We start from the raw sequence: 14490 nt of genomic DNA on the forward strand, positions 1-14490 counted from the left end.
GAAATGAATACATCTTTAATTTTGTTAATTATTCTCTTTGTTTTAATGATGATTATCGGTGGCAGACGAGGAGTAAAGTCCTTTTTTACATTAGTTTTTAACTTTTTAATTTTATTTATAATGCTAATCACAATAAGTTCAGGGTTTGAACCAATAAAAGTTACTATAATTTTTTCTGTATTAATTACTATAATTACTTTATTTTATGTAAATGGAGTAAATGCAAAAACTGTTTCATCTTTAGTATCCGTAACTATAGTAATATTACTGACTTTACTTATGACCTACAAAATAGGAACTAATGCAAAAATTCAGGGGTTTGGTAAGGAACAAGCGGAGACCATTGCATTTGTTTCAGTTTATGTACAGCTTAATTTTACTAAAGTATTATTGTGCGAAGTTTTAATTGGCCTATTAGGAGCTATAATTGATGTTTCTATATCCATATCCTCTTCCTTGTATGAAATACATAAAAGTAATTCTACTATAACGAAACAAAACTTATTCCTCTATGGTATGAATATAGGAAAGGATATCTTAGGAACTATGACAAACACTTTACTATTCGCATATATAGGTGGATTTATGACGTTAATAATTTATTTTAACGAGCTGCATTATTCTTTTTTAAACATAGTTAATGCAAAGGTGTTTTGTTCAGAGGTTTTCCAATCTTTATGCGGCGGAATAGGAATAATACTAATAATTCCAGTAACTTCATTTATAACATCTGAAATACTATCCTTAAGACATTTACTAAAGCTAAACTATATCAAAAAAAGTTATTAGATGATTCTCGCTATCCAGCACTAGGGAAAGTGCATAGGATTAGGCAGTGAGAAATTAAATTAAGCACTAGGCATATAAAATAATAATAGAGAATAGCATCTTTATAGAAGGGATAAATTACAATTTATATTATTATATATTTATTTAAAATTAAATTTTCTAGGGGGAGTCAAAATGTTGTTAATTAAAAATGGGACAGTGTTAACTATTTCAAGGGAACCAATTGAAAAAGGAGAAGTTTTAGTAAAGGATAATAAAATTATAAAAGTTGGTGTAAATTTAGAGGTTCCATCAGGCTGCAGTGTTTGTGATGCAAAGGGTGGATACATAATGCCGGGAATTATTGATGCTCATTGTCATATCGGTATGTGGGAAGATTGTATGGGATTTGAAGGTGATGATGTAAATGAAATGAGAGAAGTAGTTGGTCCTGAGTATAGAGCAATTGATGCGATAAATCCAATGGATTTTTCTTTTAAAGAAGCTTATGAAAATGGTGTTACAACAGTATGTACTGGTCCCGGAAGTGCTAATGTAATTGGTGGTCAATTTGCAGTAATAAAGACTAAAGGAAAAAGAATAGATAAGATGATTGTTAAAGCATCAGCAGCTATGAAAGTAGCTTTTGGAGAAAATCCTAAAAGATGCCACAATGAAAAAAATGAAGTGCCAACAACTAGAATGACTACAGCTGCCATATTAAGAGATTGGTTATTTAGAACTAAATATTATATGCAAAATAAAGAAAATGCGGTGAAAGAAGGAAAAACTCCAAATTTTGATATGAAGCTTGAAGCTTTGATTCCCCTTTTAAAGGGAGAGATAACAATGAAAGCCCATGCTCACAGAGCAGATGATATATTCACATCTATAAGAATAGCAAAAGAATTTAATTTGAAATTGACATTAGATCACTGTACTGAAGGACACCTAATAGCAGATGAATTAGCAGAAGAGGGGTATTCAGCTATAGTTGGGCCAACACTAGGCTGCAGACCTAAAATAGAACTAAAAGAACTAACTTTTGATACACCGGTAGTTCTTTATAATTCCGGTGTAAAAATAGCACTTATGACAGATCATCCTGTTATTCCAGTACATTATCTTCCACTATGTGCTGCACTAGCGGTTAGAGCAGGATTACCAGAAGAAGCTGCATTAAAAGCTATAACATTAAATCCAGCAGAAATACTTGGAATAGGGGACAGAGTTGGGTCATTAGAAGAGGGGAAAGATGCAGATATTGTTGTATTTGATAAGCATCCATTTGATATTCAAGCCAAATCTCAGTTAGTTTTAATTAATGGTGAAATAGTATATAAGAGATAAAAAATAGATTAATGGGGATGTTGCAAAACTACTTTAAAAAGTAGTTTGCTACACTCCTTTTTCTGTTGGTCTTTTAATTATTATATCATTTATAATAACCCAAGTACATACTCTAACAAGACAAACATACTTATGAAAAAATAAAAACCTGCCGCAGAAAGGGCAGGTTTAATACATATTCTACGCGGCGGCTAGGCTATCAAAACTCATACCGTACATACTCGTATTCACAGGGATTGCCAGCGGCTATATATATAGCCCTCTCCTCAGGCACCATGATAAATGATGCAAGTGTTGTCGATGATATTGGGACCTTGGGATCAATGTGGCGGCATATGGAATAGGGATTTTGGTCGTGATCGACCAGGATTTTCTTAATGATTTCAATATTTATGTGACCAAAATGCTGATCCACTAAACTACGAATTCTATCTAAGCGATGGTAACTGTCAGGCTGTAATTGTGGGGCAGTGTCCTCTCCCTTGAAACGTTCTGTAAGATAATGATTTGAGTGCAACATCATATCCCTTTCTGGGTATAGAAGTTCAAAATCGTTATGAATACTCTCAATACCTAACATATCGCCGTTTATATCGGCTAAATGATAGTAGCCAAGACCACGAGCAACTTGTTTAAGAATATCCATGGCATCGTGGATATTTTTCTCTCTCATCACTCTTGGAAGGTAACAGCCCACCGGAATATTAAATGAGTAATTTTTACCTATAGTAGCATTTGCGCACATACCGATTCCGGCAGATGAGAATATGAATTCACTGGAGTTTGAAAAACTTAATATAAATTGCTGAATGCCATTGGCATGATGAATTTTTAATAAATCTATCGGTGCTTCAGGAAGAAAATCTATGTTTTGCCCTAGGATGGTTTTACCGTCTTGTGTTGCTTTTCCTGTTACAGCAAATGAGGTACACAGTCCTGAAATATTATTATAGCTGAAAGTAAGCTCATTAAAGCACTTCTGAGTAAATATTTCTTCTAAACTAAGCCCAGTAGCGTCAGCCTGTCCCCGCATTATTTCAATCAAATAGGGATCAAACTTTTGAACTGCAGGGAAAAACTTCATAGCATTGGAGATGACCTCTTCCTTTGAGGCTTGGTAATAAGACATCATACTATTACAAATGTTTTCTGAAACTTTTAGGATGCTCTCTTTGCAGCCTTCTCCCCACTGCTGGCCGATTTCATAAGGAGTACCTTGGCACTCAATGAGTTTAAACTCTTTAGCATTCTTCATTATATTTTCTCCTTTCATTTTCGATTAAAAACCATTCTGATCTTATTTATGTTTTCTCCTTCATGTATATACGAATTTTATGGATTACTGATACTTCGTAAAAAAGCTTTACTTTCCTTTGCAATGTCATCTGGAGAATATAAGTATATAGAATGTCTACCAGGTAAAGTAATTACTTTGCCTTTTTCAAATTTTGATACATAGTTATTGTAATAATTATATCTTTCTTTTAAGAAAGTAGACTTTTGATTTCTTTCTTCTTCTGTTAAAGGTACAGGAAGAAAAATACAAATAGGAATTTTCGTTGGCAATTTTAATGCAAGAGATTTCTTTGAATTTTTTTCTATAGCATTAAGCTCATTAACTGTGTCACTTGATTGCAGCTTCTTGTATGTCAATGCTTTATACAGCTCCTTATCATCTTTAGATAGGAGATTAGAATCTAAAACAACCTCTTGTAGAGCCATAGATGGAAATAACCTATGTACCCCAAATTTTGTAAGGAATGACTGAGCATTTAATACAAATAAAGTAGATTTACTTAAATTATGTTCTAAATATACTTCAGGGTAACCTATATCAAGACCAATAATAGCTTTAACTTCCTCTGGGTATTTTTGAGCCCAATAGATAGCTTCTATTCCAGAAATGGAGTGAGGAAATAGTACGTAAGGAGGTTTTTCACCTGCTAAGGCCAAAGTCTTTCTTGTTTCTTCAAGAATAGTGTCAATATCTCTAGAGTCATTTGAATTTTCGCTAAAGCCATAGCCTGCTCTATCTACTACTGCAATTCTATATTCACTAGACATATTTTTATATAAGGGTTTAAAATCTACCTCAGGAGCAACGTTACCTGAGCCAGCCATAAATACACAGGTCAAATCACCTTTTCCTTCAGCATATACGTGAAATTTTTTACCTTTTACCTCTACAATTTTACCAGGAGGAACTAAAAGCTTGGCTTCTTTCTTTAGCTGTATTTGGTTGTTGATATAACATACAGAAAGAAAAACTATAAATACAGCAAGTATACTGAGTATACCAATTTTAGTGTATTTCAAAACCTTGCTAAATATTTTTTTCATTGAATTCACCTTCTCTACTAAATTTTTAAGTTGATCTTAGTTTATCAGCTGTACATTAAGTAAACTTGTAGGCTACCTTAAGACTACCTTAAATTTATAAAAAGGTAATTTATAGTTTTTAAATATGCTATAATGAAAAATATGTAAATTGAGTAGGTGAAAATTATGTTTTTAATGAAAGATAAAAAGATATTATTAGTAGATGACGAATTACAATTATTAAAAATGGTTGAAACTATCTTTAGAAAGGATGGCTTTTCTAACATATATACTGCATCCTCCTGCAGGGAGGCAATGGAGAAATTAATTAATCACAAGCCTGATATTGCAGTACTAGATGTAATGCTTCCTGATGGAGATGGTTTTTCCTTGATTAATGAATTTAAGAAGCATTATGAAATTCCGGTATTATTCCTTACAGCAAGGGGAGAAGCAGAAGATAGGTTATTAGGTTTAGGACTTGGTGCTGATGATTATGTAGTAAAGCCATTTTTACCAAGAGAGCTTACTTTAAGACTGAATGCGATTTTAAAAAGAACATACGCAAGCAATGCAAGACCAGCGCAGTCAATTATACATCTTGATTGCTGCACAATTAACTTAGGTAAAGCGGAAGTAATAAAAAATAATGAGAAGCTCTATTTAACGGCAAAGGAACATGCTATTTTAGCTGTGTTGTATGAAAATGCAAATAAAATTGTTACCATTGATACTCTTTGTCAGCGGGCTTGGCAGGAAGATTCTTACGGCTATGAAAATACCTTGATGGTTCATATAAGACACATACGAGAAAAGATAGAAGAAAATCCATCGAATCCTAAGTCTCTTGTAACAGTTAAGGGCCTTGGATATACTTTACTAATAAAGAGCAGGTAATCAGCATGAAGAATAATGGATTTAAATTTATTTTAGGGTATATAAGTACAATTGTATGCATTGCATTAATAGTAGTTATATTGAATTATCTAGGTTTTATTTACTTTGTACGCAATAGCCCATATATCAAAGAACCTACTAAAACTGTAAAGAATATAGCACAAGAATTAAGAGAAAATAATAATCAGTTATCATCAAAGACCATAGAAATGATCAGAAGTAATGGTATGTGGGTACAGCTTGTCAATGAGAGCGGTGAAGTTATTTATAATTGCAACAAACCAGAAGATATAAATAACTATTATAGCATTAAAGATATTGCAATATTGTCTAAAAGCTATTTGAAGGATTATCCTGTTTTTCTATGGGAAAGCAAAGAAAACTTAGTTATACTGGGGTATTCCAAAAATACTGTACAAAAATATAATTTAGTTATACCTTCAAACACTAAGAATGCTGAACCAGCTATTTATATATACATAATTTCTCTTAATATAATAATTTTAATTATATTATCAATAGGTCTAACTAGAGTATTAAATAAACCATTAAATAGCTTAATAAAAGGTATTTTTTCTCTAAAAGAAGAAAAGAAAACAGGATTAAAAGAAAAGGGGATATACAAAGATTTAGCTAAAAGTATAAATGAAACATCTAAGCTTATTATAGATAAAAATAATAAAATTAAGCTTCGTAATAATGCTATTGAAAATTGGATAACTGCAGTTTCTCATGATGTTAGAACACCTTTATCTATGATTTTAGGATACTCTGCGATGATTGAAGAGGATGATACTTTACCAGAAGAGGTTCGTTCAGAAGCAAAAATCATAACTGAAAATTCTCTAAGACTAAGGGAGTTAATTACAAACTTAAACCTTGCAACTTCCTTACAATACAATATGCAGCCATTGACTTTATCTATTGTTAGGCTTAGCAATATTGCAAGGGAAGCAATGGCAAGCTGTATCAATAGCGGAATTCTTCAAAATTACAGTACAGATATAATTATAGAAGATGAAAATATAACTGTAATGGTAGATAAAAGCCTTATTTTGAGAGCTGTAATCAATATAATAACGAATAGTGCAAAGCACAATAAAGAGGGGTGCAGTATAACAGTAACTGTTCCTGAGGCAGCTGATGATAGTATGTATGCTTCTATAGTGATTTCTGATACTGGTTCTGGTATTTCACAAGAGCAGATAGATAAAATTAATAAAGATGACTATTTTTATACTCAAGCAAATCAAAAACATGGACTAGGACTGATTATTGTTAGAAGTATTATAGATGCTCATCATGGGAAATTTATTATTGGAAATAGAAAAGATAAGGGAGTAACTGTAACTTTAAGAATTCCGGTAAAAGGCAGTGTTGTTGAAAAAATATAAATATTTATTTACAAGTAAATAAAAAAGAGAACCAACGAGATACTTCCGTTGTTCTCCTTTTTATCTTAAATGAGCTTATATCTTTCCAGAAGTTCTTCAATAATAGTTCCGGAAATCTTTTTAAGTGCTCTCTTTTCCACCAAATTCGCAATAAAAGGAAGTTTGATATCTGTCAGCTTTTTACCATCCAGCATCTTCGAAGTAGCGTCAAGCAATACCCTTACATCATAACAGGAGGCGAATACTTCTGGGACCCCACGGTCAACATCAAGTAGTGTGTAAACTGCTTCCATTGCTGTCCTAACCGAATATTCAGTTGTAAATACTGTATCACGAACAGTATCAGCAAACTGTCCGATAAATGCAAAGTTAACGCAGCCATCTGGAATAACCTTCGGCCGATCTCCTTTGCTTCTCGGCATAAAAAAGGCGGTGATGTAGGGCATCATGCACGGAATACAGTGAGCACCGGTTTTCGCCATTTCAGGAATTTCGGCTTCGGGTACACCCATATGGTAGAGCCATTCCTCTACGATTTCCGTCCCAGTGCATTCCTTCATTGGTTTCTTGACAAAATCTCCAGGGACATCTGTATAAAGCCCGTAAATCCAACCCACAAGCTGATTCTTGGGTTGCTCTTTAAAGTGAGGCTGACGGTTAAACGTATAACTCATGAGCCAACTGGAATCCTTCACGGTAATGATCCCACCCGTGACAACCTTGCTAGAAAATGGGTCACGCTTACACATTTTCTCAATATATTTCGGAATTCTGCTGTCTAATGTGGTGACGGTAGCGGATTCCCAGTTAGTTGCCTTTATATTGGTACAAAATTTTTCTGGACGCCCAAACGCTGAGTCCTGTTTTGCGATGTTCTTCCAAAGATGCCAGCAGCCGCCCTCGCCTGGATTAGTATCCATCACTGGCACGTGATCATCGTCGCCGAACGTGGAATTTTCCGTACAACTTCCATTTGTGACAAATACAAGATCATCTTCAGTCAAATCAATAGCTTTTTCCTTGCCGTCATGTGTACAGATAATCTCTTTTGCCACTTTTTTGCTACCCTTAATGTCAAAGATAACGTTGGTGACCTGTGTGTTATACTGGAAGTTTACATTGTGTGCTTCTAGATATTTCATCATCGGCAGGATCAGCGATTCATATTGATTATATTTGGTGAATTTAAGTGCCGAGAAATCAGGCAATCCACCGATGTGATGGATAAATCGCTGAATATACAGCTTCATCTCAAGGGCACTGTGCCATTTTTCAAAGGCGAACATCGTCTGCCAGTAAAGCCAGAAATTCGAAGAATAGAATTCATTATCAAAAACATCATCAATTGTCTTGTCGTATAAATTTTCATCCTTTGTCATAAACAGCTTTATGATTTCCATCGAAGCTTTTTCTGAAAGTGTGAATTTTCTGTCGGTATGCGCATCCTCTCCCCGGTTCACGGAAGCACGCATAAGTGAGTAGTTAGGATCATGCTTATTAAGCCAATAGAATTCATCAAGCACCGATATACCCTCAGTTTCAATGGAAGGAATTGAACGGAATAAATCCCATAAGCATTCAAAGTGATTCTCCATCTCTCGTCCGCCGCGGATAATAAACCCTTTTTGTGTATCTTTGATACCATCACAGGCTCCGCCAGAAATACCCGTTTCCTCAAGGATGTGAATATGCTCCCCCTTCATCTGTCCGTCCCTGATGAGAAAACAAGCTGCTGCCAACGAAGCAAGTCCGCTTCCGACAAGATAAGCCGATTTCTTATCAACATCCTTTGGCTTTTCTGGACGAGCAAATGCTTCATAGTTACCGTTTGAATAGTACATAGCTGAAACCTCCAAAAATCATTTTATGGTTATAGTATAAACAACTTTTAAACCAATAATTCTCTTAGATCCCCGATTAATCTATTCATTTTCCTCTTCATCAAAAATAGTTCCTAATCTTTTTTATCAATTAACCAGAATGTTGAAGTTATAACCTCTCCTTTCTGAATAAATATTTAATTTTTTAGTGGCAGTATAGACTTCCGAAAGTTGTATTTTAAAATTGCTATTTACACTTAATGAAGAATATAAAAGAAATCTTTTAATATCAATGATTATGATATAATTGAAGAAAAGCTAATGGAGAAATCTAAAATCAAAGTATATCAGATAAAATCGTGGATATTATAAAGAAAGCAAAGGATGTTATGGAGCAATTTTTAAATGTATGAAACAAGTTTTTTTACAATCGAATAATAAAAAGGATGGGATAAAGATGAATCATCATTTGCTGCGATTTATGGAAAAAAAGACTTCCCTCAGTAGAGATAAAATCCTGGAAATTATGGAGGATATGGTTGTTGAGACTTATATTAAAGGGACTATACTTCTCAGACAAGGAGAAGTTTCAGATAAGTGTTATTCTGTACTGGCTGGTTGTGTAAGACAATACTCAATTGGAGAGGATGGTAAAGAAGTAACTATTAATTTTTTCACAGAAGAACAGGCTGTTGTTGTATTTAAAAGTTACAAACAAAAAATACCTAGCGACTATTTTTTGGCCTGTGTAGAGGATTCAACACTGCTTGTTGGTGATCCGGAGTCTGAAAAAAGAATGTATAAGAAATTCCCGGAACTGGAGAAAATAACAAGGACAATTATTGAACATAATTTCGGTGAGGAGCAAGATGAAAGGGCAAGGTTCATGAGAGCTGTTCCAGAGGACCGTTATCGAATGTTGCTTGAAAAAAGACCTGAGCTTATAAATCGTGTTCCACAACATCAATTGGCAAGCTATCTTGGGATCACTCCAGAATCCTTAAGTAGAATCAGAAAAAGAGTATCCCAAGATCGCTGATTATGAAAATTAGTTTCCCATTTTTGGTGTCTTGCCGCCTTTTACCATAATCCATATGCCCAAGCCTAATTCTCCAAGTACCATTAGTAGACTTAATATATTTTCAAAAATTCGAGTAGTACTCTCATATTGTGGCAAGAACAGATGTATTATGTTAATAAACATGTAACCAAAAGAAGCAATGAGCAAAAGAATTCCCAGTATTTTTGGGATGAAGTCTGATTTCATTACCAAACAACCAATGATGAACAGATGAACTCCAAAAATAATTAATCCAAAAGACCACATTTTCTGAAACGCAATAACAAACAGCATCAGTAAGGATTTCAACTGGTCAGTTTGATTGGCTAGTAATTGGTGATCTCCACTCAGTAAAATGCTTATAAACACTAAATTTAGAATAGCTATTCCAAGGATAGCACAGTAAGCCAAGCGAAACCATGCACCAAGCAGCGACAGGCTTCTGTCAATTTGCTTAAGAAAGATATATAGTGCTCATGAAATCACAATATCGCAAATAAGAATAATGAGCCAACTGAAAATCCCTGCTTGAAATAGCGAAATTGATTTTTTTATATTGTTCATTGTGGCAGTTGCGTCGCCATTTATGATTAGTCTGGTGTTAACAACTTCAACTGCAAACATTGCGCATATTGTTATAATGAGCATGGTGATTCCGGTTATTAATGCTGCTTTGCGCAGTGATGTTTTTTCTGTTTCAAAGACTAACATTTTATTCCCCTCCCTTTTTATATGAAAGGATTATACCATTGTAGTACTACTAAATCCTTGACTTAAATCAAGAAGAGCGTATTGGTATGTATATCTCACCCAACAATAGCGTACCCTGGTGACCGACTTGTAGAATGATTTATTGACAGAAGAGTGTGAAATAGATAAAGAGTAGATTAACAAAGTAGGAAGTTAACTTCTTACTTTAGATAGGGGAAGTTTATGAGAAAGATTAAGGCAATAATGAAATATGAGTTTTTAAATTTGTACAAAAATTTTATCATAGATTTTATTGGGATTGGAGAGATATGGGGTTTAATATTAAGGTGAAGCTAATATATTTAGCTATATCCATAGCATTGCTTATATTCTCTTACTTTTGGCTAGGAAGAGGATCAAAAAGTAATCATAGGGGATTGATATTATGAAATTAATAATTTACAAAAACCCAGTATTCATAAAACTGGACTAAATATGTTTGTGCCAATTAGGCTAAGTGTGTCCTGAAAGAACGACTGTGCAAAGGAAAGAATATCCTCACAGCCGGATGTGCTTTATAAGAGATGGAGGTGGGCCCTCCAGAACCGGCATACAGGTGCAGGTTTTAAACTACCATTGGGTGCTGCAACCAAAAGTTGTGGTGCTGAGCGCGTATGGAAAAGGATGCGGTAGCAGTCAGGTGTGCATCGTGAAGCTGAACGAAAGTGAACAGCCCGTGAAGCGTCGTTAATTGGTTTATTGCAGTCAAAACCAGATGATTTAGCCACAACTGGGACAAAATCCGGTGGGTGCAGCTCGTGAGCGGTGCTGGAAAATGCCGTGGGTCATTGATTTTGACATCAAAGGGCTATTTGACAACATCGACCATGAACTGATGATGAAAGCAGTACGCAAACATACTGACAGCAAATGGGTAACTCTGTATATTGAAAGGTTTCTGAAAGCGCCAATTGCTATGCCAGACGGAACCGTTCAAGAGCGGAATGCCGGTACGCCACAAGGAGGGGTAATTAGTCCAGTACTAGCAAATCTGTTTATGCATTATGCATTCGATTGGTGGATGAAACGAAAGTATCCTCGGAATCCTTGGGAAAGATATGCAGATGATGCTGTAATTCATTGCTGGACTGAGGAAGAAGCAAAAGCTTTGCTGGTTGAGCTTAATGAACGTATGACAGAATGCAAATTGGAAGTACATCCAGGCAAAACGAAAATTGTATATTGTAAAAGTGATGTATATCCAGAGCACCATGAACACGAATCCTTTGACTTTCTTGGGTACACTTTTCGTAGGCGCATTGTGAAGAGCAGACATGGAAACTTTTTCAATAGCTTTACACCGGCGGTCAGCAAAGGCGCAAGCCAGCATCTGCGAGACAGTATTAGAGAGATACGAAGAAAGCACAAAATTGCTTCACTCGAGGAGTTGGCTGAGCGGATGAATCCTGTTCTTAGAGGTTGGATGAATTACTTTTGCAAGTACAGTGCAAGTGAGGCAAGAAATGTTCTCAACTATGTAAATCTCACGCTAATCCAGTGTATCAGGTACAAATACAAATCGACAGGAAGAAAGCACTTGAAGTCTCATAAATTGCTTGGTCGCATTTGTAAGGAGCAACCAAATTTATTTTATCACTGGCAGATGGGGCTACGCCCGTCGGTTGGATAACAAGAGCCGAATGAAAGGAGACTTTCACGTTCGGTTCTGTGAGAAGCTCAGGGTGAAATTCCCTGGGTTTACTCGACTAATGGGTAGTTGAATATTCCTGAACCATTCCTACACAAAAAAAGTTTGTCTTCATATCTTAATACCACAGAAGTAAATATTTAAAAAGAAGGTAGGTAGAAAGATATGATCCTAAAAAAGAAAAAGTGTAAAAAGACTGTTTTTGATTATATTGTCATTGGTGCCGGAACCGCAGGCGGGGTAGTCGCTAAGAAATTAACGGATGACAGAAATACTTCCGTACTTGTGCTTGAGCAAGGCATAAATAGTACGGCTCAGTTAAGCAATCCAAGTATTTTAAGTGCCATTGTTTTGGGGACCGATAATAAGTTTGCCTTCAATCTTATATCTAGAGGAGAATCCTCTTTGGGACGACAACTTCTTACGGTTAATGGAAGGGTCATTGGCGGGAGCTCGGAAGTTAACGAAATGTATGCTGTCCGTGGGAGTAAAGAGTTGTATGATGAATGGGCTGACCTTGCTGATGAACCTCAATGGAGCTACGACCAAGTCAGTTCTTTGTTTATTAATAATGAAACCTATACTGGACTGACACAAAGTGAGAATGAGAGAGGAAGAAAGGGTCCTGTTTTTGTTAGACAGCAGCATATTCCTCCAAGCGGACTCATCCAAAATCTGGCGGATGCAACAGCAAAAGTATTGAAAATTGACAATGTTGAGGACTATAACACAGGCGTCCGAGACTGTACTTTTTATAAATCGCAATTTATACAAAAGGAAAGGGGTCAAACCATTACTCGTTCATCTACCGCAACAGGGTATTTAAATAAATGTATTGTTACCCAGGGCAATGAATTTCAGTCTGATGAGTTTGGGGTTGGAAAGAGAAAGTTGGCCATTTTCGCTAAAACAACGGTGAACAAAATCTTATTTAAGAAAAAGAATGATCAAATGATTGCCATCGGGGTTGAATATGTCAAGAATGGTGTTTGTCAAAAAGCGTTTGCCCGAAAAGGTGTTATCCTTTCGGCAGGATTTTTCTCCTCTGTTATTTTGCAACGGTCAGGGATTGGAAAATCCGATGATTTGATTAATGCAGGGATTACACCATTGATTGATAATCCAAATGTAGGCTATAATCTGCAAACTCAGGCGTATGCAGGACTTGGAGTCGAGGTAGAAACATCTCAGGTGATTCCAATATTTGGAGACGATATTAATCAACCAGTTATCTTAGGCGCTTTTATTGCTGAGTATAAGGACAGTTTAAAGGAGGGCCGCCGTCTTCAAATTTTAGGAGCCCCTGCACCCTTGTTTATCCCGGCATCAGACGTGGCAAGTAATGGGTGGGAGCTAGATTTAGAAAATAAGGAAATCAATATCATGAGTTTTGGTCTAATAGACGTTAACCCAAGAAGCAGGGGTACCATTATGGCCTCCCATAGCGATCCTGAGGCTCCACCATCATTTTCCTTCAATCCATTGCAGCAAGATACGAATGATCTAGATTTCCTAGTGGATCAATATATTAATATGTACAATATTATTCAAGAGGCTAAATCCCATAATAGCGGGATAAAAAAAGTGGTATACCCTCCGGAAGACATTTTCAAAATAACGGATTTGGAAGATAAAAGAAAGCGGCTTGGAGATTATGTCAGAGCATCTTATTCGAATTTCTTCCATTACGGCGGGCAATGTAAGATGGCCGATAGCATTCAAAGTGGAGTTGTTAAAGGAAACTTGGATGTCTTCGGCACCAAAAATCTTAAAGTGGCTGATCTATCGATTGCACCTATTTTGCCAGATGGTAACACAGCCACTGCCGCCCAAATGATTGGTTTAAATGCCGTACGATTTATTCAAAATGATCCTAACCCTTACGTGATGGATGTTGATGACTTTGAGGACGAATCAGAGGATTAAGATATAGCAATGCCTAAATGGACCATATTTTTATATGGTCTTTTTACCTATTTGCCGTCCATAGCAATAACAAATGTTGAACTGAATCTATTAAGAAAAAAATTCACAACAGTTTGCATCATCCTGTATCAATGGTTTTAACCTCCTTTTTAACACCTTAAACAGATCTTCACATTCTTCATTAATATTATATATTAAGCGGATTGTGTTCTTCAGTTTTGATTTTTTCGGCGGAACAATAGGTGAAGAAGATAATATAGATACTGTACCAGACAGTTCATATGATGTAAATGATAGGAAAAATAATGTTATTAATATAGGATTAACACAATTTTCAACGTATTCTCTTTCACAAAGGTTTAAAGATAATCTACACAATTCTGTCTTAATTGAATTAATAGCAGTTAACATTGCCTCTGTATCATTAATAACTGCGGTTACATCATTAGTTAAGTCACTTTCTATGGATGCCTGACCTTTTATTAATGATTCATTTAATTGTTTTGCAAAATTAATATTTGATATTATACTATTTATATCATCCATACTCTTATTCAC

General features: G+C 35.4%; 11 protein-coding genes and 1 pseudogene. 7 read left to right on the forward strand and 5 right to left on the reverse strand.

All coding sequences use genetic code 11. The annotated features are described in order from the left end of the window. The first annotated feature begins 3 nt into the window (after nt 1–3). Together ACZ5N4_RS06680 and ACZ5N4_RS06685 are read left to right on the forward strand one after the other, a co-directional pair. Nucleotides 4–789, forward strand: coding sequence for a YibE/F family protein (locus ACZ5N4_RS06680; protein ID WP_464208301.1), 786 nt, complete (start codon nt 4–6; stop codon nt 787–789). A 174-nt stretch (nt 790–963) separates the two neighbouring features. Next, nucleotides 964–2118, forward strand: a complete 1155-nt coding sequence (locus ACZ5N4_RS06685; RefSeq protein WP_464208303.1) for an amidohydrolase — start codon at nt 964–966, stop codon at nt 2116–2118. Nucleotides 2119–2317: 199 nt separating this feature from the next. Here the strand turns inward: ACZ5N4_RS06685 and ACZ5N4_RS06690 are convergent, their stop codons facing one another. Together ACZ5N4_RS06690 and ACZ5N4_RS06695 are read right to left on the reverse strand one after the other, a co-directional pair. Further along, nucleotides 2318–3373: a C45 family autoproteolytic acyltransferase/hydolase gene (locus tag ACZ5N4_RS06690; RefSeq protein WP_464208305.1), complete on the reverse strand. Its 1056-nt coding sequence runs from the start codon at nt 3371–3373 to the stop codon at nt 2318–2320. 77 nt (nt 3374–3450) lie between these two features. After that, complete coding sequence (locus tag ACZ5N4_RS06695) at nt 3451–4458, reverse strand: alpha/beta fold hydrolase (RefSeq protein ID WP_464208307.1); 1008 nt, start codon at nt 4456–4458, stop codon at nt 3451–3453. Nucleotides 4459–4623: 165 nt separating this feature from the next. Here ACZ5N4_RS06695 and ACZ5N4_RS06700 point away from each other — a divergent pair, with 165 nt between their 5' ends. After that, nucleotides 4624–5334, forward strand: coding sequence for a response regulator transcription factor (locus tag ACZ5N4_RS06700; protein ID WP_464208309.1), 711 nt, complete (start codon nt 4624–4626; stop codon nt 5332–5334). A gap of 5 nt (nt 5335–5339) precedes the next feature. Next, nucleotides 5340–6728, forward strand: coding sequence for a sensor histidine kinase (locus ACZ5N4_RS06705; RefSeq protein ID WP_464208311.1), 1389 nt, complete (start codon nt 5340–5342; stop codon nt 6726–6728). Between the two features lie 65 nt (nt 6729–6793). Here ACZ5N4_RS06705 and ACZ5N4_RS06710 read toward each other — a convergent pair whose 3' ends face one another. Next, nucleotides 6794–8569, reverse strand: a complete 1776-nt coding sequence (locus ACZ5N4_RS06710; RefSeq protein WP_464208312.1) for an oleate hydratase — start codon at nt 8567–8569, stop codon at nt 6794–6796. 460 nt (nt 8570–9029) lie between these two features. Here ACZ5N4_RS06710 and ACZ5N4_RS06715 point away from each other — a divergent pair, with 460 nt between their 5' ends. Further along, entirely contained in the window at nt 9030–9587 is a 558-nt protein-coding gene (locus ACZ5N4_RS06715) for a Crp/Fnr family transcriptional regulator (protein WP_464208314.1), read from the forward strand. A 9-nt stretch (nt 9588–9596) separates the two neighbouring features. Here ACZ5N4_RS06715 and ACZ5N4_RS06720 read toward each other — a convergent pair. Then, nucleotides 9597–10319 (reverse strand): annotated as a pseudogene (locus ACZ5N4_RS06720) (DUF4386 domain-containing protein). Nucleotides 10320–11133: 814 nt separating this feature from the next. Here ACZ5N4_RS06720 and ACZ5N4_RS06725 point away from each other — a divergent pair. Together ACZ5N4_RS06725 and ACZ5N4_RS06730 are read left to right on the forward strand one after the other, a co-directional pair. Next, complete coding sequence (locus ACZ5N4_RS06725) at nt 11134–11988, forward strand: reverse transcriptase domain-containing protein (RefSeq protein WP_464208316.1); 855 nt, start codon at nt 11134–11136, stop codon at nt 11986–11988. A gap of 183 nt (nt 11989–12171) precedes the next feature. Further along, on the forward strand, nt 12172–13932 hold the full coding sequence (locus ACZ5N4_RS06730; protein WP_464208318.1) for a GMC family oxidoreductase: 1761 nt from the start codon (nt 12172–12174) through the stop codon (nt 13930–13932). 90 nt (nt 13933–14022) lie between these two features. Here ACZ5N4_RS06730 and ACZ5N4_RS06735 read toward each other — a convergent pair whose 3' ends face one another. Beyond that, a complete protein-coding gene (locus ACZ5N4_RS06735) occupies nt 14023–14490 on the reverse strand; it encodes a hypothetical protein (RefSeq protein ID WP_464208320.1) in 468 nt (155 codons plus the stop codon).

It is taken from the genome of Clostridium nitrophenolicum, assembly GCF_055391695.1.